Origin of the sequence: Streptomyces gottesmaniae (assembly GCF_031845845.1) — a bacterium.
In the GTDB taxonomy this organism is placed as follows: domain Bacteria; phylum Actinomycetota; class Actinomycetes; order Streptomycetales; family Streptomycetaceae; genus Streptomyces; species Streptomyces akebiae.
Genome location: NZ_JAVRFJ010000050.1, coordinates 51,893 through 72,856, shown reverse-complemented (window position 1 = coordinate 72,856; position 20,964 = coordinate 51,893). Strand labels below are relative to the sequence as shown.

Sequence of the window (20,964 nt, the reverse complement as noted above, 5' to 3'; positions counted from 1 at the left end):
AGTCGGTCTCGCCGCAGCTGTACATCGCCAACGGCATCTCCGGCGCCATCCAGCACCGCGCCGGCATGCAGACCTCGAAGACCATCGTGGCCGTCAACAAGGACGCCGAGGCCCCGATCTTCGACCTCGTCGACTACGGCGTGGTCGGCGACCTCTTCGACGTCGTCCCGCAGCTCACCGAGGAGATCAAGACCGGAAGGGTTCCTCGCTGATGCGCATCGTGATGGTCGGGCTGCCCGGTGCCGGTAAAGGCACGCAGGCCGCGTACCTGGCCGACAACCTGTCCGTTCCGCGCATCTCCACGGGTGACATGTTCCGGGTGAACATCAGCCGGGGCACGGAACTGGGACGGCGGGCGCAGGACTACATGCGAGCCGGGCAGCTGGTCCCCGACGAGATCACGATCGGCATGGCCAAGTCCCGCATGGACCAGTCGGACACCGCCGACGGCTTCCTGCTCGACGGCTTCCCGCGCAATGAGCACCAGGCAGAGGCGCTCGACCGACTGCTGAAGGACAACGGCGTCTCGCTCGACGCGGTGCTCGATCTGCAGATACCGCGGGAGGAGGCCGTCAGGCGAGTCGCAGGCCGACGGCTCTGCCGTACCGACGACAGCCATGTCTTCCACATGACGTACAACCCGCCCCGTTCAGCCGGGCTTTGCGACCTGTGCGGCGGCGAGCTGTACCAGCGACAGGACGACACCGAGCACACAGTTCGCAGCCGGCTCGATGTCTATGACCGGGCTACCGAGCCGCTCATCGCCTACTACCGGGCGCGGAATCTGCTCGTCAGGATCTCCGCGCTGGGGCCCGTGGCAGAGATCACGCAGCGTTCGATGGATGCCTTGCGACAGCACAGCGCGAGTGACCGGCCGGTCTCGTGAAACGCTCTCGGCGTTGCCGACGACGGTCCTCCGCGAAAGTCGCCCTCCAGGCGACCACCCCGTGACCGGGCGAGTGGGCGTCACCGCTCGGACCACGAGCCAGTGGCTGACCGACATCGGGTGGTGATCGCCCAGCCACTTTCGGGAGAGCCGCAGGGTCCTGGTCCGTGAGCGGGAGGCGTACTTCCGGCTCAAGGACCAGGGCCTGAACAGCGCCGAAGCCCACAAGCGCGTCGGGATCAACTACCGGGCGCGCAAGCGGTGGCGCAACGGTCGGGCGGAGGGCAGGTCAGGACGGGATGATCTGCCATTGCTGCCGCGCTTGTGACGCGTACGGTTGCTGCTCGATGTTGGCTCCGTCGGCGGTGCTGCCCTCGTCGACGCCGAGGCAGAGACCGCTGTAGCGGTTGATGAGGAAGTAGTGTCCGTCACCGGTGGGCGTGACGGCCCAGTGCTGCTGGGGGACCTCGGAGTCCGCATAGATGGCCACATTGCCGCCGTCGTCGCGGGAGAGCCCGGCCACTTCCATGAGCTTGCCGCTGCCGACGCCCTTGATCTCGTAGTAGCCGTCGCCGGTGGAGGCGAAGGTCCACTTCTGGTTGTTCCGGTTCAGCCAGGGCCACTGGAGGACGTTGGTGCCGTTGGCGGTTCCGTTCCCGCTCACGTCGGCGACCTTCCCGCTGTTGCGGTTGACCAGCCGGTACACGGTGCCGTCGCCCGGCAGGACCCTCGAGACAAGGGCGGGCTTGGCCGACCGTCCGCCGATCCTGACGCCGCTGATGTTGGCGTAGCCGCCGGTGGCCGCGTTGACCTGAATCCGTACGAAGCCAACGTTCCGGTTGGGCCACTCGACCAGCTTGGTCTTCTGGTTGCCCGCCCAGGTGCCCGTGGCGACCTGGGTGAAGGTGACCCCGTCGGTGCTGGTGAAGACGGTGTAGGAGGTGATGTCGCCGTCGGTCGAGTTGCTGCGGCTCCACTGCTTGGGCAGGTACTCCAGGGTGGAGACGTTGCTCCACACGCCGCCCAGGTCGATCGTGATGGAGTGAGGCAGGGCCGGAGACAGTCCCCAGGTCGACCAACAGGTCTCGTAACGGACGTCGCTGAGGCCGTCGATGGCGTGCAGCGGCCCCTCGCCGGCGCGGAAGGCGCTGGCGTACGCGTTGACCGGGGTGACGGGGTGCTCGGCGCGCAGCAGTTGGGTGGGCAGTGGCGGCCTGGAGGTGTCGGGGCTCCATGCCGCGCCGACCTCGGCGAGCCGGTTGACGACGTTGGTGTCGAGCAGGCCGTTGCGGTTGGGCGGGCAGTTGAGGATGAACGAGGTGTACTTCGGTTCCAGGTCGGCCAGGTGCGAGAGGATCGCGGCCCTGCTCATGAGGCCTTCGGTCGGGGTGGAGGGGTGCCAGAACCAGCCGTTGCTGATGGTCTGTCCCTGCATGCCGGCGTAGGTGTTGCCCGTCGGTGCCGTGACGCCCAGCGGCTCCTCGAAGAAGATGGCGTCGCTGAGGAAGGGCTCCGACAGTCCGCCGATGTCGATCATGACGCAGTCCGGCTGCAGCTCCTTCACCAGCGAACGGATCCTCTGGTAGGAGACGGCCTGCTGCCCCATCTGCCATGCGTAACCATCGGTCATGAACATGTCGATGGTGCCGTAGTTGGTGAGCAGTTCGCGAATCTGGCCCAGCATGAAGGTCATGTGGTCGGGCTTGATGGCATCGGTGATCTGGAGCCCGGTCACCTTGTGCCGGCTCTCCCATGCCTCCACACCGAACGTGCGGTCCCAGATCGAGTAGTAGAACCCGACCTTCAGCCCCTTCGCCCGGAAGGCGTCGCAGTACGCCCGCACCACGTCCTGCTTGTAGGAACTGTTCGCCACGTTCTGGGTGCCAAAAGCGCTCGGCCACAGGGCGAAGCCGTCGTGGTGCTTGGTGGTCAGGATGCCGTAACTCATCTTCGCGGCAGCCGCCGCGTCGGCCCACTGCGCGCAGTTGACGCTCGGGGGAGCGAAGAGGGTGGGGCTCTGGTTGGGTTCGGCCCACTCCTGGTTCGTGAACGTGCCCAGGCTGAAGTGGTTGAACATGCCGAACCGCATGTCGACCATCCTGCTCAGGTTGGTCTGCGTGTCCGCGGCGGCCGCCTGCGACAGAAGGCCGGAGAAGCCGGGGACGATCGGCAGCGCGGTCGCGGCGCTCGCCACGCCGGCCGCGCCGAGAAACGTACGACGAGACATTCTTCGTGAGGACATGGCCCACTCCTGTGGATCGATGGCGTTAATGGCGGTGGCGACGTCCCAGGGAACAGCCGACGGTCTGGGCGCCGGGGCATGACGTGATGTCGAAGTGGCCGTGAAACGGTGCTCCGCCGGAACCGTCGGCCGGGCGGGTGCCATGCGGAAGGTGACCGCCCGAGGCTGGCGACCGAGCTGTCGTGGTGTGGCTCAATCGCTTGGCTGAGCGATCAACGCGCCGGCCGTCGGCCGACCCGCTGTCAGGTGGCCCGGTCCGTGGCGCCGACCTCGCCCGCAAGAGGGCGCGTCGCGGGACGAGTTACCGCTCGATGGCGGGCTGGACGCTGCATGGCCGGATGCGGTCGCCGTCGGTGGTGTCGGTGGACCCGGGATGCGTCGTTCACGGTGAAGGGGCGGCCTGGGCGCGCAGTCCGGTGATGCGTGGTGAGGGCTCACCACGGAATGCGGCCGGCGCAAGCGTTGCGGCGCGCCGGGCTTGTGGAGTTCCGGTGTGGAGAGGCCTCAGATCGAGGGTGATGGCCGCCCTCGGTGGACCGCCATACCGGCGGGCAACCCTTCTGCGGCTGATTGGCTCTGACCACGTGATCTCCTGACTTTCCCGGGACAGCACACCGTGCTGCGGCTCGACAACCGGGCGGAACGGATGACTGGTCACCATGAGGCGGCGAGCAGAACAGAGGCCACCCACACGGTGTCTCGCCGGAGTGACATCGGATCTATTAAGGAGTTCCACTGTGGAGTCTGTCTAGAGGATGGACAGAAACTCCGAGATCACAGCTGATGATGCGTCGAAGTCTCAGTGTCCGGTCGCGAGAAGCGGGATGGGGCAGGCTCGATAGATCGGGTGAATGCTGGGCTGGGCCGTCGCGAGCCGACCTGTAAGCGATCGGGCGCGAGCGACATCGGGACCGCCGCCACGCCGCCCGTCTGTGACGAAGCGGGAGAGGTTCCGGCGAAGGCGCGCGGCGTGACTCCCGGCGGGCACCTAGATGGTCTGTGATCTACGCCACATGCGCCCATTGGTTACGTTGAGGTGACTGGTTACTGGTGGTGAGTATGGGAGTACAGCGGCTCGCTGGTCGGCGGCGCTTGGTGCCGGAGCCCGACCACGCGTCGTTGATCCACCGAGTCGCGCGTGTCGCGCCCCGCATCCAATCTGTAACAGTGAGTCGCACCGCCTCCATGAGGCAGGCGTAAGGAGTGTTGTCATGAGCAAGAACGTCGACATCGCGCGTGAGTACTTCCAGGCTGTTCAGAAGGGTGACCTGGCCAGGGTGGGTGAGCTTCTGGACGAGGGGATCGTCTGGCATCAGCCGGGCGACAACCAGTTCTCCGGTGAGCGCAAGGGGCGCGACGCCGTCTTCGCGATGCTCGGCGGGATGATGGAGGCCAGTCAGGGCTCCTTCGCCATCGACACGATCCACGCTCTCATGGGCAACGGCGACATGGTGGCCGCCTCGATCCACTTCGCCGGGCGGCGTGAGGACGCGTCCATGAGCATGGACGGCGTGGATGTCCTGCGCCTCAAGGACGGCAAGATCGTCGAGATGTGGCTGTTCTCCGGCGACCAGGTGGCCGAGGACGCCTTCTGGGGGCAGTAGGCCGCCCGCATCCTTCCTAGAGGGGGGAAGCCTTCCGGGAGATTGCCGGGGCGGGCGGTCGTGGTTGACGACATCCGAGGCCTTGCCCGTGACACCCTCGATACACCCTCGATCGTCAGCCGGCTCTTGTCCTGCGAGACGCTGAGCGGCCGTCTCGGCACCTCGGCCTGCGGGACGACATGCTGGGGGCCGCTTGTACCCCTGGGTGACGCCGAGCTGGAGGCCCGAACGGGACCGTGCCTACAAGCGGTGATCGTCGTGCGGTCGGCGAAGGCGGATGCCGTGCTTCGGCGCGGGTCCCGGGCGCGGCATCGTCAGGTCAATCTGCGCGACGTTCCGCCCATGCTCAACGCTGGTGACCCGTCACGGTCGTTGGCGGGCGTCGTAGCTCTCGCGTGCGGCGAGTACCTCGGCGAAGTGTTCCTCGGCCCAGAGACCCAGCGCACGAAGGGGGGCATACAGAGTGCGCCCCAGGGCGGTCAACTCGTACTCGACCCGGGGCGGGACCTCGGCGTACACGTGCCGGATGACGAGTCCGTCGCGCTCCAGGTCCCGGAGCGTCTCGGTGAGCACCTTGGCGCTGATGCCGTCGACGCTGGTGCGCAGGTCTCGGAAGCGCATGGGGCCTGTGCTCAGCGCGATGACCACCATGGCCGTCCACTTGTTGGCGATGCGCGCGAGCGAGGTACGGGACGGGCAGGTCGCCGTCATGACATCAAAGGCCGGAAACTCTGGCACGTCACACGCCCATCGGTGGTGTTGAGTCACTGTTACCAGCGGTAAGAATAAGGCCCGGCCAACGGCATCCTCACCGAGGGTGTCGTCTGGCGCCGGCCCCTCCTCCCCGTGCCTTCTGCCGCCGGCGACATCAGCCGCTCGAGTACGACCGGTGGGAGGGGCGACCGCTGAGGGGAGCTCAACTACGCCCACGACCACCCCAGCCGGCCAACGCGGACAGCAGTTACGTGAAAAGGAACATTCTTCTTCGTCGGTCGCATGCCCCATGACGTGTCCCTCAAGGAAGCTGCTACATCACCACCGGTACCGCCGGGAAGCTTGCAACAGCCTGGCCCAAGGACGACACCCCGCCCCACCACACCCCGCCCCACCCCGGTACACCATCGGGCACCCACACACCCAACAACGTGACAACGCCCGAAAACCGGACGAGGTCGAAGTGGGTCACGTCGTGCCGCGGACACTCAAGCTTGGTGTCAGGACGATAGGGGGCGGCAGTTCGCCTGCGAGAAGTCGGTCGACTTGGTGGATGGCCAGTTCGCCCAGCCGTCGCTTGTCGAGGTAGAGGGTGGTCAGTGGCGGGTCGACCAGATCGACGACGCTCAGCCCGTCGTAGCCGACCAGTGCGCAGTCGTCCGGTACTTGGACGCCGAGCCGGCGCGCGCCCCGGAGCGCGCCGATCGCAACCAGGTCGTTGAAGGCGACCACGGCGGTGAGGTCCGGGCGCGCGGCATACAGCGCCTCGAACGCGGCGGCGCCCCCGGCCGGGGACTGCTCGCCCATGACGACCCAGCCCTCGTCGACCGGCAGCGCATGCTCGTCGGCGACTTCGAGGAAGGTGCGCTGTCGGACCATCGGGGCGGTCATGCACTCGCAGTCGATCATGCCGATGCGGCGGTGCCCCCGGTCGATGAGGTGCTGCATCCCGGCCCGGATTCCGGCCGCGGTGTCGATGTGGACCAACGCGTGGTTCGACGAGTCCAGCCCGCGATCGACCAGAACCAGCGGCACGGTGCCCACGTACGGCTCGAGCTGCGCATCGGGATGGCTGATGTAGCCGACAAGAGCGTCAACCTGTTGGCCGAGTGAACGGAGCAAGGCCAGTTCCCGGGACCGATCGTTCTCGGCGCTGGCCACGAGCACCTGCCAGTCGCGTTCGTCCGCGGCCGCAATCACTCCCGCCATGAACTCCGGGAAGAAGGGGTTGACCACGTCGGGGACGATGAGCCCGACGGATACGACGTCCGGGCGGACCAGTCCCCGGCCGAACCGGCTGGGCCGGTACCGCAACTGCCTTGCGACATCGAGCACGCGTTGCTGAGTCCCTGGGTCGATCTCCCCCTTGCCGTTGATCGCCCGGGAGACGGTCTGATGGGACACGCCTGCCGCCTGAGCAACGTCGCGGAGCGTGACGCGTTTACCGGCTCTCACACCCCGCGCCCGTTGGTCTTCCGTTTCCCGCTGTCCGGCCACGCTGCCCACTCACTTCTGTTCCTGTGCCGCCCCTGGGCCCAAGTCAATCAGGTTTACCGGCCTGCCGCGCCATCCCGGCCCGGCTGCCACCGGAGCAAGACGGTGCTACAACGCCACCGCCGGATCGTGAGCCGTCCGAGGCGGCGTTGACGGAATCTGCTCCCCTGGGCAAGAATCCCGTTAGCGGTCACGTTAACGGTAACGGACCAAGTGAAGGAGAGCACAGTGGCTTCATTGAGGGGCCCCCTACCGGGCCCCCTACCGCGCGAGCCCCACCCGATGTTCCGAGGCGTGTTCCGCAGCTGGCACGCAAAGGCCGGCGTCTTCTCGGCGCTGCCGGACGCACCTGTGGAGCCGGATGATCCGCAGCCCTGGTGGCGCCGACTGAGAATTCGGCGGCGGAAACCGCACAGCGGTGGAGCTTCGCTCAGCCGGTCCACCGCGCGTCCCCGGGACTGTCCTGCTGGTGCCGGGCCTCGACAGGAACGCCTTGCTCTTCGGCTTCTTGGCGATGCGCGAACCGGTGATGAGCGCGACGACGGATCCGGCGATGGTGGCCATGTTCTTCCGGGTGCCGTCGAGAACGGCACCGGCGCCCACGCCGGCGGCGAGACCCTCGGCGAAGAAGCTCCAGAGCAGCGGGTTGGCGACGAACGACCTGGCGGTGACGAGGGGCGACGTCATGGGAGGTACCTCTTGGAGAGGCAAGCGCGGAGATCGGCGTTTCCGACCTGATCGGCGTCGTCCGACCGGCTCACCACGATCCCGTCCGCCGCGCGCCGCGACGAGGGAGCGCGCTCCCGAACCGGGGGCGTAGCGGGCTACACCCCCGGCCGGTCAGTCACTGCTCGGCCACCGCCCGACGCGCTCGCTCCCCGACTCCATGGGCGACAGCAGCCAGCCCCGCGACCGTCACCGCCATCCACAGCGGTGTCCCACCAGCCAGGTCTGGACGCCCTCGAAGGGGTCGGAGGCGGTCAGGGCCGCGCGTTCGAGCATCCAGGACACCGAGAAGACCAGCCCGATGACCGCCAGGGTGGTGCGGAGGGCCGGGTAGAGGCGGGCGCGGGCCAGGACCAGGAGCGACGGCATCAGCAGGGCCACGACCAGGAGTTGGGTCAGCTCGATGCCCAGGTCGAAGCCCAGCAGGGTCGTCACCAGGGAGCCTCGGTCCAGGCCCAGGTCGGTGATCAGGGAGGCGAAGGCCAGGCTTGGGACAGCCCAGCAAGGACAAGCAGTTCACGGTCCAGTTCGGTGGCCACCACGCGGCGTACAACATCACCTACGCCGGGAGGAACGTGAGCATCTCCCCCACCCTGACCGGCGTGCCGATGCAGTTCGACTGGGAGGAGAAGTCTATAAGCCGCTGGAGGACAAGCGGTCCTCGACCATGGCCGCCATTCAGTCGCTGGGTGAGAGCCGGCTGAGAAGGAGAGGTAGTAGTACTGCGAGCCGAAGTTGATGGCGCCGCCCCCGGTGCCCCGCCAGGACCGTCACTGGGACCGCGACCAGGAGTTCCGGTGGGCGTGGGCCTGGGGGAGGGAGTGCCGCCGGAGTCCTCGGCCGCGGCCAGGTAGTCGTCCGCCTCCCGGATCTCGACGAGTTGCTCGTAGCCCTTCTTGCTGAGCGCGGCCTTCATGACCTTCATCGCCGCGGCCTCCCGCTCGTCGGTGAGATCACCCAGCATGAGGCCGTTGCGCTGGATGACGGCCGCGCCGACGGCGCGGGCCTGGTCGACGGACGCGACGAGGGCGGCTCTCGGCGTCGTTCAGCCGGATGCTCGACCGGCTGGCGGCCGCGCGCGAGGCCCAGGACCGTCTGGTGCAGGACGCCGCTCACGAACTGCGCACTCCGCTGACCAGCCTGCGTACGAACGCCAGTGTGCTGCGCCGGGTCACCAAGCTCTCCCCGTACGCCCGTGACCGGCTCCTGGACGACGTCGAGGGCGAGACCGCCGAACTCGGCCAGCTGGTCGACGAACTCGCCGAGCTGGCCCTGTCCCAGGACCGGGACGAGGCCGAGGAACCGGTGGAGCTGGCCGCGCTCGCCCGGCGCGTGGCACAGCGCATACACCGGCGCACCGGGCGTCTCGTCCTGCTCGACGCCGACGAATCCGTGGTCAGGGGGCGCCGCAAGGGGCTCGAACGGGCGGTGGGCAACCTGCTGGAGAACGCCGCCAAGTTCGACGCCGGCGGCGACCACCCCATCGAGGTGCACATCAGGCAGGGCCGCGTCACCGTCTCCGACCACGGGCCCGGCATCGACGCCGCCGATGCCGGGCGCGTCTTCGACCGGTTCTACCGGGCAGACACCGCCCGCGCCCTGCCCGGTTCCGGGCTCGGCCTGGCCATCGTCGGCGACGTCGCCGAGGCCCGCGGGGGCACCGGTCTTCGCAAGGACACGGCCGGGCGGGGGAGCGGAGGTGGGCTTCACCGTGAAGGGGGCCCGGCTCCTGGAATCGGGCACGCCGGGCACGCCGGGCACGGAGCTACGCGGTGCATGCGGAGCCGAAGTGACGGGGGACCGGCGGCAAACACCGAGGAGGCATGGAAGCCCGTAGAACCGTAGCCGGTTACAAGCGAACGGATTCGCCGGCCGGTCCCGGTTGCCGTGACCCGGCCACCATTACCTCGCCCCTGCACCCGGCCCTGCTGGACGACCGGTCTACGCCCTCCGGAGCGCGGGCCGCTGCTGCGGCGGATCAAGCACGGCCGTTCGTACGACCACATGGTGGTCGTCGGTCGATGGCAAGTGGTCGCGTCCGACGGCGCGAGAAGAATCTCGGGACAGGCCCTGGTCAGGTCACCGACGGCGTGGGGGCGGATCGGCGCGCGGTCATCGGCCCACGAGTGCCCGGTAGCCGTCCCACTTGGGCTCAGCCCCGTGATCCGGGGGGAGGGGCCGGATGCAGGTGGGTGTGGCGAGCATCGGATCCGGCAGGAACCAGGGCGAAGGGATGGTGGACGTCTTCCATCGCGTGTCGTGGAGGTCGGTGCGACGTCTGGCCAGAATCTTGAGGTCGACCGCTGTCTCGTCGCCGAGCCGGAGCAGGCCGAGGTCCCTGCGCATGCGTGCCTGGTCGGCGATGACGAAGGCGCCCTTGGCATCCGTCTTGCCCTGGCCTCGGTAGGCGGCCGACGCCTGGTGAACGCCGGGGTCGGTGAGGTAGACCGTCGGCGGGTCGTGGCTGGGGGGCAGGCCGATGAGAGGGCGGCACCGCGTGGTTGACGTCCACTGCCCCACAATGCGTCCTCTCCGTCGATCACCAGGCAGTGGTGAGGTTCCTTGGCGATGTCCACTCCGGCCCAGGTATCGGGCCCGGTCACCTCTGCCAACTCGTCGTCAGGGCAGTCCCGCAGACGACTTGCCGACGTCACAGGTCAAAGGGCTGGTGTGGCCGGTTCTCGGGGTACTCCCGCTGGCCGCCGACGGGAATGCGGAGTGGACCGTCTGTCAGCGGCTGACTTCGAGTTCGTCGGAACGAACCCAAGGCGCGCAGGAGGCGGGTCGCGTGGGCGGGGGCGGTGCGGAGCTTGGTGAGGATCCGCCAGTTCTTGAGATGGGCGAAGCCGTGCTCGACCGGCCTGTCCGCACCGACACATCAACACAGGGGTGAGCGGAAATGAAGTTCATCATCATTCGATCGCCCGGGTGCGTTCCCCGGTTGGTCAGGAGCTGTTAAGTGCTTGAACTTTCAATGTGCGTGCCCGATACCTCAAGGCACGGAAGGAACGAACATGACCACAACAACTTCCACGCGCCCGCGCGCGGTGAAGAAGATCGCAGCCCGCCTCGGCACGGTGGCGGCCGCCGCGACAGTCCTGGTCGGCGTCAACGCCGGAATGGCCCATGCGGCCATGTCTTACAGCGGCGATTTCAGCTGGCGCGCGACGGAGGTGAAGCGGCTGGCGAACTGCGCCGCGACCGACTGGTACAACAACAGCAGAAGCGGCAGCCAGATCACCGGCTGCAACAGCGCGGGTTCCAACTCGTACTGGGACAGCGTGCACCTGTCCGCCGCCACCGTACACACGATAAACGGCCGGAAGGTCGCCTACCGCTCGGACCAGTCGTGCCCGCCCAAGCGCGGCTTCCAGTTCGTCAAGTGCTGGTACGTCGGAGGCAAGACCAAGGGCAACCCGGTCATCACCGTCTCCGTCATCAGTTACGGCCTCGGTGGCATGGACACCGCCGTGGACTGGTACTACCTCTAGGCCCTGCTCCGTCCGCAGGAAAGGTGGCCCCGGCGCCGCGAGCCCCGGGGCCGCTGCTCCCGACCAGGCGACCGGCCGAAGGCCGGAAACCACCAAGGCCAGCGATACCAACCGAGCGACCGGTTCACTGACCAGGATGGGCTGCTCGCTGATCTGCACCGGGCCCGCGAACGGCATCATCGACTCGCAGGCAACAACTTCCGTGCGGACGGGGCGGCCCACGAGGACCGCCGCACAAGACGAGTGAAACCGACCGCATCGAGTGGATCCCTTCGCCGACGCACTCATCGGGCTGCATTGGAACCCTCAGTGCGGTGAGCGCGTGGGCAACGGCCGCAGCCGGTTCGCTGGTTCCGGCCCGTGGCGGTCGGACGGCCTTCTGCGATCCGACGCATGCTGGCTCCCGAAGTCTTGGAACGGATCACCGCACGCCATGCGGAACTGGACGAACTCGAAGAACAGTTGGCCAAACAACTGGCGGAGGTGCGGGCCGAGACATGGAGGCGGCGTCTCAACAGCGCCTGGAGCAGGCTGCCGCGGCTCTCGGTGCGGCCTTGCCCGACGGCCCGGAAGCTTCCGCGCCTGCCGGTCGAGGGGCAACGACGCCAGACAACACGCTGTTCGAGAGGTCCAGTCCAGATCCCCGCGGCGCTGACTCCGTTGGGTCCTGCCTGGAGAAGGTGCGGCACTAGGATCGGACCTCGCGGGGAAGCCGCTGTCCCGCGGCGGGGTAGTCGGCAGTCCAGTCGCGCAGTTGACGGGAGATCCGTGCGACGGCGAGCACCCCCGAGACCGCGTCGGGTACCAGTGCGACGGCCGCCTAGGGGTTGGTCCAGGGCGCGCTGGGTGGCCGACCGCTGAGACAACGTGCCACTCGGCGACAGCGCCCGCTGCGAGGCTCGTAGGATGCCTGCATGCCCAAGCCGTTACGGATGAGCCGCCGCATGTGGGGTGCCGCGTGGGCGGTGCTGTGCGTGGCTGGTATCGCTGCCACCGCCGCACTGAACGCCTCTCCCGCGCCTGACCCGCAGCCCGAGAAGCCCGTCAGCGCCGAGTGCGCCGAGTACATCGCGGAGATCGAGGCGCAGTTGGCCAAGGCCAGGGCGGAAGGCAACGACGACGGCGTGCTGGCCTTCGCGCGAACCCGGGTCGGCGCGGACGACTGCAATGATGCACTTCTCGACCACTTCAGCGGCGACCGGTGAGCCGCCGTACAGGGCTCCCCGTCATAGCGGGTCTGCTCTGTTGCCCTGCTCGCCGTCCGAGCTGACCGTGTACGGAGAGGACCCCGCCCCGCAGCCGGCATCCGAACGCGTGCGCTGCACCGCACCGGTCCCGCTGCGCCTGGCTGGTGCTTGAGCGGCTCGCTCTCGCCTGACCGCGGCCCGCTTCGACGTCCTGGCCGCTGCGGAACGCGGCCAGGAATGTCCAGCGCTTTCTGGTGGTCTTCCACCGCTGCCAGCAGAGCCAGCCTGCTTCCTTGTCGTTCTCGATGCCCCACGAGATGGACGACCGGCTCAGCGGCAGATGGAGGTCGGCCCGGATATCCCGGGAACTGGCCGACTTCGCCGCGTGCCGCTGGACGAGCGTGTGCAAGAGGTGCAAGCAGTCCCGGTGATCCGCCAGGCGATAAAAGCACTTTCGCTCCGTCAGGCTCGTTCAGCCTGATGACCTGCGCAGCCGTCAGATGGTCTGGCCTGTCCCGGGGCAGTAACCCAAGATTTGCCGCACCTCACCCTTGCCCGGAAAACAGGGCGGGGACGGACAGCCAGGGCGAAGAAGACTCCTCCCTCGCCCCTTTTCATGCCCACATCCGGGCGCAGCCTGTCGTGGGACGGCAACCCCGCGGTCGTGCATCTGCTGAGCTTCGCGTCCATCGTTGACGCGGCCGTGCTTCGTGGTGCTGATCGGTTGGCGAAGGCCTGCGGCAGCAGGGTCTGGCTGTGTCGCTTTCCGCTCAACCGGCCTGATCGTGCGGATGGCGTTCCCAGCTTGGGGTCTACGGGGCGAACAGCCGCTGAGTGGCCCGCGGGCGGTCTCCAGCGCCACTCTGGAACGAGTGTCGCGGCCCGACACTGACGTGGCCTCTCGACCATGGCGTCGACAGGTCGGGCGATCGGCGGACCCGTCGGGGCAGGCAGGACGGGCGGCCTCACCTCTGGAGAAAGGTAGTCGATGCATCTGCATCCAGGCGAGACCGAGGCCGTTGGCTGGCGGGTGGTGACCATGCTCGCCGCCGTGCGGCAACTGCTCGATGCTTCACCCGACGTCACCGGACGTCCACGGGTGATCGCGGTCGACGGTCGGGGCGGCGCCGGCAAGACGACCCTGGCCAAACGGCTGCGCAAGGTGGTGCCCAACTCCGCCATCGTGCACACCGACGACGTCGCCTGGAACCACGCCTGCTTCGACTGGGGCGCCGTGTTGGTCGAGAACATCCTGCAACCCCTGCGCCGGGGCGATGCAGTGAACTTCCGCCCTGATGCCTGGATCGCCCACGACCGGCCCGGATCGATCACCATCCCCGCCGGTGCCGACTGCATCTGGGTCGAAGGCACCGGCATCATCCGCGAAGAGCTTGCCCCGTGGTTGGACGCCTCGGTGTGGATGCAGGGCGACCTCGATGAGCAAGAGCGCTTGTTGGTCGCCCGCGACGGCGACTCCCCGGAACAGCGGGAGCACGTGGCGAACTGGCTGCTGGAGGAACAGCCGTTCCTGTTACGAGAAAAGCCGTGGGCCCGAGCCACCATGATCGTCGCCGGCCCTCCACAGATCGACCATGACCCGAACACCGAGTTGGTCGTCGCCTCGCCGACCAGCCCTTAGGAGCTGTCCGGCCGATCGTGACCGGCGCCTCTCGACACGTTCAGGAGGCAGCTGCGGGGTGCCATGATCAGCGCAGCGAGTACGGCCAGCCTGAAGCCGTTGGCCTGGCCAGAGTCGACACAGTGCCCACTGGTTGGGGCGCCGTCGGCGCCAAATCGGGGGTCAAGACGGGTTTCCGACAGCCGGCGCCAGTGGAGGGCTCGGAACCTATGCCTCAACCCCACGTGCAGTGGGGGACTGCAGGTTCAATTCTGACCGAAACAACCACTCGTAGTCATGGAACCGAAGCCTGAGCCCGCCGAGTCCCTTGGGCGGGCTCAGGCCCTCACTTTTAGACATGTGGAGTTTGGGTGCGTATCTTCCTCTCGGCTTTCGGCATCCTCGCAGGCCTTGGACTCATCATCTACAGCAAGAAATTCGCGCGCGCCGCCATAGGGCAGCGCAACGTTTTCGGTAGGGCGAACGCATCCGCTGGGCAGTCCACCGTGCGGACTGGTCCGCTGATCGTAGGAGTGTTCCTGATCGCCATTGGAGTCCTCGCAGCCACCGGAGTGGTTGGGGTCGAATAGCCCGCCGTACGGCGCTGTCACGTTGTTGGGTGGCTCTCTGATGGTGCGTGATGGTGCGGTGGAGCCCGGTGCCGGCTGTGGGCTCACGGTGCGGTGGGCAGGCTGGTGTCGACAGTCAGACGATTTCCCAAGGCGGATAATTTCCCACGATCTGCATGATCAGCTTGAAGACGCATATCGCCCAGGCGCTGGGCGACCTCGCCGGCCGGCAGCGTGCCCACGTCCGCTTCGCCATGACCAGCCGAATCCTCGCCGAACTCGCGAGCGTCGCACGGTTCAGGGTCGATGCCGCACAGCGTGGTGACCGGGATGACGATCCGCTCGGCGACATAAACGAGTAGTGCGGTCATAGCCGGTTCGGCGGCGAGGCATTCGGCGGCGGCCTCGGTGTCGCCGGCTGGACGGCCCGGAGGTAGGTGAAGGCGCTGATCACCGCGTTCGGGGTCATCGGGGCGAGCGGCGGGGCGGGGCTCTGGAACATGGACGGCTCCTCACAGAGTCGGACGCCGTGCCGATCACGGCGCCGTGAGAGCAGCTTCGGACGGTTTGCCTGTGGACGGAATGTGCCGCCGGACGGGGAGAAATCTCCTCCCAGCCACCATGTGTGACGACGCAGGACAGTTGGCAATTCAGCCGGCCGGTAGCAAGCGAACAAGCGTGCCGATTCGCAGTGGATGTGACGACTGATGGATGGCTTTCGGTCTGCCTGTTCCGGTAGCTCGTCAGCTTCGGCGACCGGATCGGATGTGGCGGAACAGACGGTGGTGTTAGGGGGAGATGCGAGGGACAGCACCGTGGCGTCGTTGGCGTCGGCTGTATTCGGTGATGGCCTGCCACAGGTCACGCCGGTCGACGTCGGGCCAGTAGTGGGGGACGAAGTACAGCTCGGCGTAGGTGGTGTGCCAGGGGAGGAAGTTGGAGGTGCGCTGTTCGTTACCGGTGCGCCACAGCAGGTCGACGTCCGGCATGTCGGGGTGGGGCAGGTGGCGGGCGAAGTCGTCTTCGCCGATGAGGTGGGGGTCGATGTCGCCTGCCTGGGCTGCCTGGGCGAGGGCTGCGGCTGTCCGGGTGATCTCGTCGCGGCCCCCGTAGTTGATGCAGACGGTGAGCGTCAGTCCGGTGCGGTTGCGGGTGCGGCGCTCCTCGCGCAGGAAAGCCTGGACGAGCTCCTGGGGCAGTTTGTCGGGGTGGCCCAACCAGCGCTGGCGTACGTCGAGGTCACGGATGGGTCCCTCGTCGAGGTCGCGTCGGATCGCTTCCAGGATCGTGGTGATCTCCTCGGTGTCGCGTTTCCAGTTCTCGGTGGAGAACGCGTAGAGGGTCAGGTGGCGCAGGCCGATCTCCAGGGCCCCGTAGACCATCTCGTGGACGGCGGCGGTGCCGGCGCGGTGGCCTTCCGGGCGGGGCAGGCCGCGCTGCTCGGCCCAGCGGCCGTTGCCGTCCATGATGATCGCCACGTGGGCGGGCATCCGGTCGGCCGCGATCTGTGGGGGCCGGGCGCCGTCGGGGTGTGGTGGCGGGGGCCGAAGGGTGGTGCTCTCCGCTGCAGGGCCAGGACCGCTCACGGTCACCGTGGGGGGTCGAGGTCCGGGCACGGTCAGGGGCGTCAGGCTCCAGGCCAGTTTCGAGCGGATGCGGGCGGGTGCGAGGATGCGGGTGCGGGCCGCGAGAGATGGGCGCGGGGTGCGCTTGAGCAGGGCGTGGCCGGCCGCGTCGACGGCATCGAGCTGGGCGCGCATCAGGCAGGCGGCCGTGTTGAGCACGGTGGCAGCGCCCGGATGCATACCTGTGGTCATCGCGGGCCTGGTCACCCATTGACGGGCCAGAGCCGTCAGCTCCCGGATCAAAGCCGCTGTGGCCGGGCTCCAGCTCCCTTGCCGCAGGTCGTCCTCGGCGCCGGGGAAGGCGTCCAGGGCCTCCTGCGGCAGGAACAGGTCGCCCTGGGCGAGGTCGGTGCTCAGGTCGGTGAGGATGTCGGTGAGCTGGGCGCCGTCGATGAACCGCTTGTAGTCCTGCTGCCGTTCCAGCCGGAGCGTCATCGGAGCTCCGGCTCGCTCGAACAGGTCCTGTACCTGGTCGACCCACGGTGCGATTTCCCCGTTGCACCAGGCCCGCCACGCGGCCCAGTCGGCGAAATGCTGGCCGCGGACGTCGTCGCGTGTGCTTGTCATGGCGCCTTGGAGGCTGGACAGATCCAGACGCCATCGCAGGGCGGTGTTCACCAGGGCGTGGCGGACGGGATCCGTGCTGGTGCCGGCCGCCAGGTCACACTGCAGGGCTTGGGTCCACGCTTGGACGCGGGCCTCCCGTTCGGCCTGTTGAGCGTCTCGTTGGTCGGCGAGGTCGTCCAGGACGCTCGCCGCCGCCCACAAGGCCCAGCAGGGCGGGCGCAGCACGGTCGGCATGAGCTGGATGAGGGCGTAGATCCCGGGGTCGTGCACTCGTGTGATGCGTCGGCACAGCCGGTACGCGGCCCGCAGAGACGGGTCTTCGCCGGTGGGCGGGCGGTGGACGGGTCGCCCTCGTTGTGCTGGCGGAGCGGCGTCGAGGTCCTTCGTGGAGTGCGTGGTGGTGCGCATGTCGGGAGCCGGGACCTCAGTGTGCTTCCGTGTCGGACGCCGTGGCCGATGTGCTGGCAGTTTGGCGCGGTGCGGGGATGTCGGCCTTGCTGCTTCCCGGCCCGGGCGGCGGAGTGGAGGCGGTCGGCAGGCGGTTGCGGGTGCTGTGGCGGAAGCCCAGCAGGGCGACAAGGGCGGCCAGCCCGAACCAGGTGAGCTGGAGGGCCAGATGCCCGGGGACCGGGCTGGTGGAGAATCCGGCCGCCGTACTGGCCTGCATGGCCCCATACGATGGCAGGTAGCGCATGACCGGGTTGTCAGCCCCGGAACTCATGATGGGGTTCTGCAGCGCGAGATCGATGATGCTGGTCATCACGATGGCGAACATCCCCTCGACTTCCCGGCGCAGCAGGGACCCGAAGCCGACACCCAGAGCGCCGTAAGTGAGCCCGGCGCAGAACAGGGAGGCGGCAAGCAGGAGAGGCTGGCGGGGGGTCCAGGCCAGGCAGATGACCGCGGTGGCATAAGCGGCCACCGCCGCCGAGACCAGAGCCAGAGCGGTGACTTTCGCCAGGACGAGGTGGGCGCGGGGGTAGCCGGCCATCGCCAGGCGGCGGTCGAAGCCGCTGCCGGAGAAGGTGGCGGCGAACATCATGAAACCGGTGATCAGGGTGACGGCGTTGAGCGCTCCGCTGATCGAGGTCAGTTCATTGCCGTGCGGGCCCAATGCTTCCCCGGTGGCGCGAAGCCGCATCCGGGCCGGGGTGTCGGGCATCGCCAGGTACGCCAGGGAGGTCCACACCGGGACGAACAGGATCACCAGAATCATGGCGAAGCGGTTGCGGCCGTGTTCGATGAGCGTGAACCGGGTGGCGACAGCGAAGCGGGTCAGGTGAAACCTCACGCGGCGGCCCCCGCCTTGTCCGCGCGCAGCGTTCCGCTGTCCAGGCGCCACAGCTCGTCCAGGCGCTCGGTGTCGTACGCGAGGTGGGAGACGACCAGGACCGAACGTCCCGCATCCCGCAGCCGCGCGGCCAAAGCCCAGAACCGCTGGTAGGTGTCCCAGTCGAAGCCCTGATACGGCTCGTCCAGCAACAGGACCTGCGGATCGTGCATGAGCGCCAGTGTCACGTTCAACTTCTGCCGCGTGCCGCCGCTGAGAACCCCGGCCCGCTCATCGGCGTATCCGGTGAAGCCCAGCACGTCCATGATCTCTTCGGCGTAGCGCACATCGGTGAGGCGGTAGGCCCTCTGGAAGAACGTCAGGTGCTGCCGGACGGTCAGCGCGTCATTGAGGACTGCATGCTGTGGGCAGTAGCCGAACCGGCCGCTATGACGGACCGATCCATGCGTGGGCCGCAGTTCGCCGGACAGAACCTTCAGCAGCGTGGACTTGCCGGAGCCGTTCTCCCCGACGATCCCGCACAGCGTCCCAGCCCGGAGCCGCAGGGCAACGCCCCGCAAGACCACACGCCGACGGTAGGCGTGATGGACGCCTTCGACTTCCACGCCTGCCTCCTCCTGCCGACTCGACACGACCGTGCCCGAACGGCCCAACGATCAAAAGGTGGAACCGACACGGGCCTCACGTCTCCGGCGTAGCCGTCTGATCGCAGCCCGCGCCCAGCGCGCACCCCAAGATCACGTTCACGCAGAGGGTGACGCTGAACCACACCGCGCCCCGCAATCAGCAGCTCCGATACTTCTTGTGACGGACCACTTCTCGCGGGAACAACCTGCCAACCGACCTGCGCGGCGCTTGCCCACTACAAGGCGTCACAACTTGCTGGCCTGGACAGCACGCCGTCGACTCACACCACGGACACGAAGGTCGCCAACACGATCGCCGTGCTGGAGGAGGCCGGCCGCCGCTACTGGGCACGTGACGCTCACTCCGAGAAGCGTGACCACTTCACGCACGCTTCCTGCATTGCGTGAACGGGGCACAGGGGGCCCAAAACGCCACCTGTGTCACCTCCGAGACCCGCATGGAGAATGTTCCGGAACGGAGGGAAACAAGTAATCGATTGGGTCCTCTGTGCATGCGGTGGTGTGTGGAGGTGCGCCTTTTACCCGTGTTGCATGTATTCGATTTCCTGTAAGGAATCGACCGTTTCTGACAGTTTCCGGTTCATGGCTATGGCTGTTACAAGACTGCGAAATGGCAGGCCGGTTTTTCCGCTCGACAGGATGGCAACATTTCCCTGGGTGCTCCTCATCGAGGGCACCCGTGATAAAGGTGGATCACAGGGGGAATTGTGGCAGGAGCAGGTTATTCCGCCGGAGCGGAGGCCGGGCCGTGCGTCAATGAATGGACCGTTCCCGGCTACACCGGGGAACGAGTGCTGGGCGCCGGGGGAAGCGGCCGAGTGGTGGTCGCGCAGCACTCCGCGACGGGTCGGTACGTCGCGATCAAGTACCTCAAGGACGAACTGCGCACGGACGCCGGATTCCGCAAGGCCTTCCGGACCGAGGCCAAGCTGCTGAGCGGCCTGCGGTCGCCTCATGTGACGGCCCTGTACGAGTACGTCGAGGCGGAGCAGGGGTCGGCCATCGTCTTGGAACTGGTCGCGGGTGCGGCGCTGCGCGAGTTGCTGAAGCAGGAGGGACGCACTCGGCCGGAGGCCGCGCTGACCGTGCTGAAGGGCTCTCTCCTGGGTCTCGCCGCCGCGCACGGTGTCGGCGTGGTGCACCGCGACTACAAGCCCGAAAACGTTCTGGTGGACCGGGACGGCCGATCCAAGCTGGTGGATTTCGGCATCGCGGCGCGCACCGGTGACCGACGTGGTCTCAGCGGCACCATGCCGTACATGGCGCCCGAGCAGTGGGAGATGCGGGGCGCCACCGCGGCCGGCGATGTCTATGCCGCTACCGTCACTTTCTACGAATGCCTGACCGGGAAGCCCCCCTTCAAGGGGAGCGAGCCCTGGGAACTCCTCTACAAACACTGCAACGAGCCGGTGCCGGTGGACCGCGTTCCGGAAGAGGTACGCGATCTGGTGCTGCACGGCATGGCCAAGGATCCGGACCGGCGTCCACAGAATGCCGAAGCCTTCCTGGAGGAACTGGAGCAGGTCGCCGGCAGCGCGTACGGACCTGACTGGGAGGAAAGCGGTCAGGACTACCTGGCCGCGTTGGCGGCAGCCCTCCTGCCCCTGGCGGTGTCGCGCATCCACCCCGGCCTGGTGGGCGGATCGGCGAACCTGGCCACCGCGGTGCTGCCGGGACGCCGCCATTGTCTTCGGCGCATGCGCGGAGAAATGGTCACCGGAGTCGCCGCTCTGGCGGTGGCGGGCCTGCTTACCGTGACGCCGGGAGGCTGGGCGGGAGAGGACGAACTCCGTACCGGAAACCAGGCGCAGGCCGTCACTACGCTCGATCCGCCTGACGACACAGGACGGCGGGCGGGCATGGTTGCCGACGACGACATGGACCCGGGCGCCGGCTCCCGCTCCGGGGGAGGCGGCCGTGAGAGCGCGCCGGACCAGGAGGACGCAGGGGGCGGGGACACCGGCGCCGCCCCTGACGCAGCCTCGGACGGTGAGGGTGGTGCCGGTCGTGACCCCGGCTCCGCTCAGGGAGACCGCAGTGTTCCTGAGACCGACCCGGAGCCGGACCCCGACCCGCCCCTTGAGCCGGAGCCGGACCCCGACCCGCCCCTTGAGCCGGAGCCGGATCCGGAGCCGCCTGTTGAGCCGGAGCCGGAGCCGGACCCCGACCCGCCCCTCGAGCCGGAGCCGGAGCCGGATCCGGACCCCGACCCCGGCCCGGTCCTGCCCCCTGACCCAGGTCCTGACCCGTCGGGCGAGACAGGCGTGCCAGGCGAGCCCGGTTGACCCGACGAAGGGGTGAGG

At 68.0% G+C, this 20,964-nt stretch carries 21 protein-coding genes and 1 pseudogene; 10 read left to right on the top strand and 12 right to left on the bottom strand.

Translation table 11 applies throughout. The features are described from left to right. Together RM704_RS39280 and RM704_RS39275 are read left to right on the top strand one after the other, a co-directional pair. Positions 1-212, top strand: a 212-nt coding sequence (locus tag RM704_RS39280) for an electron transfer flavoprotein subunit alpha/FixB family protein (RefSeq protein ID WP_311592635.1), incomplete at its 5' end; no start/stop codon positions are given. Next, the gene (locus RM704_RS39275; RefSeq protein ID WP_033525573.1) at positions 212-886 is read left to right on the top strand and encodes an adenylate kinase; all 675 of its coding nucleotides are present in this window, start codon (positions 212-214) and stop codon (positions 884-886) included. The genes RM704_RS39280 and RM704_RS39275, both read left to right, overlap by 1 nt. 289 nt (positions 887-1,175) lie before the next feature. Here RM704_RS39275 and RM704_RS39270 read toward each other — a convergent pair whose 3' ends face one another. Next, positions 1,176-3,128 carry an alpha-L-fucosidase gene (locus RM704_RS39270; RefSeq protein ID WP_311592631.1) on the bottom strand — a complete coding sequence of 651 codons (1,953 nt, stop codon included), beginning with the start codon at positions 3,126-3,128 and terminating at the stop codon, positions 1,176-1,178. 1,211 nt (positions 3,129-4,339) lie between these two features. Between RM704_RS39270 and RM704_RS39265 the strand changes: the two genes are divergently transcribed. Continuing rightward, the gene (locus tag RM704_RS39265) at positions 4,340-4,732 is read left to right on the top strand and encodes a nuclear transport factor 2 family protein (protein WP_033525574.1); all 393 of its coding nucleotides are present in this window, start codon (positions 4,340-4,342) and stop codon (positions 4,730-4,732) included. 363 nt (positions 4,733-5,095) lie between these two features. Here RM704_RS39265 and RM704_RS39260 read toward each other — a convergent pair whose 3' ends face one another. The 4 genes from RM704_RS39260 to RM704_RS39245 all read right to left on the bottom strand — a co-directional run bounded on the left by RM704_RS39260 (position 5,096) and on the right by RM704_RS39245 (position 8,101). After that, positions 5,096-5,443 carry a winged helix-turn-helix transcriptional regulator gene (locus tag RM704_RS39260; protein ID WP_052145845.1) on the bottom strand — a complete coding sequence of 116 codons (348 nt, stop codon included), beginning with the start codon at positions 5,441-5,443 and terminating at the stop codon, positions 5,096-5,098. A 471-nt stretch (positions 5,444-5,914) separates the two neighbouring features. Continuing rightward, entirely contained in the window at positions 5,915-6,952 is a 1,038-nt protein-coding gene (locus RM704_RS39255) for a LacI family DNA-binding transcriptional regulator (RefSeq protein ID WP_033525576.1), read from the bottom strand. A gap of 249 nt (positions 6,953-7,201) precedes the next feature. Next, positions 7,202-7,627, bottom strand: coding sequence for a hypothetical protein (locus RM704_RS39250; RefSeq protein ID WP_052145846.1), 426 nt, complete (start codon positions 7,625-7,627; stop codon positions 7,202-7,204). Between the two features lie 228 nt (positions 7,628-7,855). Beyond that, complete coding sequence (locus RM704_RS39245; protein WP_033525577.1) at positions 7,856-8,101, bottom strand: HupE/UreJ family protein; 246 nt, start codon at positions 8,099-8,101, stop codon at positions 7,856-7,858. A 53-nt stretch (positions 8,102-8,154) separates the two neighbouring features. Here RM704_RS39245 and RM704_RS39240 point away from each other — a divergent pair. Beyond that, positions 8,155-8,217 (top strand): annotated as a pseudogene (locus RM704_RS39240) (hypothetical protein); the annotation flags it as partial. 8 nt (positions 8,218-8,225) lie between these two features. Here the strand turns inward: RM704_RS39240 and RM704_RS39235 are convergent. Then, positions 8,226-8,630: a DUF3500 domain-containing protein gene (locus RM704_RS39235; RefSeq protein ID WP_311592626.1), complete on the bottom strand. Its 405-nt coding sequence runs from the start codon at positions 8,628-8,630 to the stop codon at positions 8,226-8,228. Between the two features lie 89 nt (positions 8,631-8,719). Here RM704_RS39235 and RM704_RS39230 point away from each other — a divergent pair, with 89 nt between their 5' ends. Then, complete coding sequence (locus RM704_RS39230; protein ID WP_311592624.1) at positions 8,720-9,511, top strand: sensor histidine kinase; 792 nt, start codon at positions 8,720-8,722, stop codon at positions 9,509-9,511. 267 nt (positions 9,512-9,778) lie between these two features. Here the strand turns inward: RM704_RS39230 and RM704_RS45670 are convergent, their stop codons facing one another. After that, positions 9,779-10,186, bottom strand: coding sequence for an IS110 family transposase (locus RM704_RS45670; RefSeq protein WP_033525578.1), 408 nt, complete (start codon positions 10,184-10,186; stop codon positions 9,779-9,781). 494 nt (positions 10,187-10,680) lie between these two features. On the opposite strand from RM704_RS45670, the gene RM704_RS39215 reads away from it, so the two are divergent. The 4 genes from RM704_RS39215 (at position 10,681) to RM704_RS39200 (ending at position 14,552) form a co-directional block, all read left to right on the top strand. Continuing rightward, positions 10,681-11,157 carry a hypothetical protein gene (locus RM704_RS39215; protein WP_157856643.1) on the top strand — a complete coding sequence of 159 codons (477 nt, stop codon included), beginning with the start codon at positions 10,681-10,683 and terminating at the stop codon, positions 11,155-11,157. Between the two features lie 914 nt (positions 11,158-12,071). Further along, positions 12,072-12,362 (top strand): hypothetical protein, encoded by a 291-nt coding sequence (locus tag RM704_RS39210; RefSeq protein WP_033525580.1) that lies wholly within the window; start codon positions 12,072-12,074, stop codon positions 12,360-12,362. 970 nt (positions 12,363-13,332) lie between these two features. After that, entirely contained in the window at positions 13,333-13,983 is a 651-nt protein-coding gene (locus tag RM704_RS39205) for a uridine kinase family protein (protein WP_202808125.1), read from the top strand. Between the two features lie 350 nt (positions 13,984-14,333). Further along, entirely contained in the window at positions 14,334-14,552 is a 219-nt protein-coding gene (locus tag RM704_RS39200) for a hypothetical protein (RefSeq protein WP_033525581.1), read from the top strand. An 83-nt stretch (positions 14,553-14,635) separates the two neighbouring features. Here the strand turns inward: RM704_RS39200 and RM704_RS39195 are convergent, their stop codons facing one another. The 5 genes from RM704_RS39195 to RM704_RS39175 form a co-directional block, all read right to left on the bottom strand. After that, on the bottom strand, positions 14,636-14,902 hold the full coding sequence (locus tag RM704_RS39195; RefSeq protein ID WP_192829582.1) for a hypothetical protein: 267 nt from the start codon (positions 14,900-14,902) through the stop codon (positions 14,636-14,638). Further along, positions 14,899-15,033 (bottom strand): hypothetical protein, encoded by a 135-nt coding sequence (locus RM704_RS39190; RefSeq protein WP_311592617.1) that lies wholly within the window; start codon positions 15,031-15,033, stop codon positions 14,899-14,901. The genes RM704_RS39195 and RM704_RS39190 overlap by 4 nt, the downstream gene beginning before the upstream one ends. A gap of 286 nt (positions 15,034-15,319) precedes the next feature. After that, on the bottom strand, positions 15,320-17,131 hold the full coding sequence (gene uppS / locus RM704_RS39185; protein WP_078936967.1) for a polyprenyl diphosphate synthase: 1,812 nt from the start codon (positions 17,129-17,131) through the stop codon (positions 15,320-15,322). Positions 17,132-17,147: 16 nt separating this feature from the next. Continuing rightward, positions 17,148-18,014, bottom strand: a complete 867-nt coding sequence (locus RM704_RS39180) for an ABC transporter permease (RefSeq protein ID WP_033525583.1) — start codon at positions 18,012-18,014, stop codon at positions 17,148-17,150. After that, the gene (locus RM704_RS39175) at positions 18,011-18,619 is read right to left on the bottom strand and encodes an ATP-binding cassette domain-containing protein (RefSeq protein ID WP_033525584.1); all 609 of its coding nucleotides are present in this window, start codon (positions 18,617-18,619) and stop codon (positions 18,011-18,013) included. The genes RM704_RS39180 and RM704_RS39175 overlap by 4 nt, the downstream gene beginning before the upstream one ends. A 749-nt stretch (positions 18,620-19,368) precedes the next feature. On the opposite strand from RM704_RS39175, the gene RM704_RS39170 reads away from it, so the two are divergent. Then, entirely contained in the window at positions 19,369-20,946 is a 1,578-nt protein-coding gene (locus RM704_RS39170) for a serine/threonine-protein kinase (protein ID WP_311592611.1), read from the top strand. The last annotated feature ends 18 nt before the right edge of the window (positions 20,947-20,964 follow it).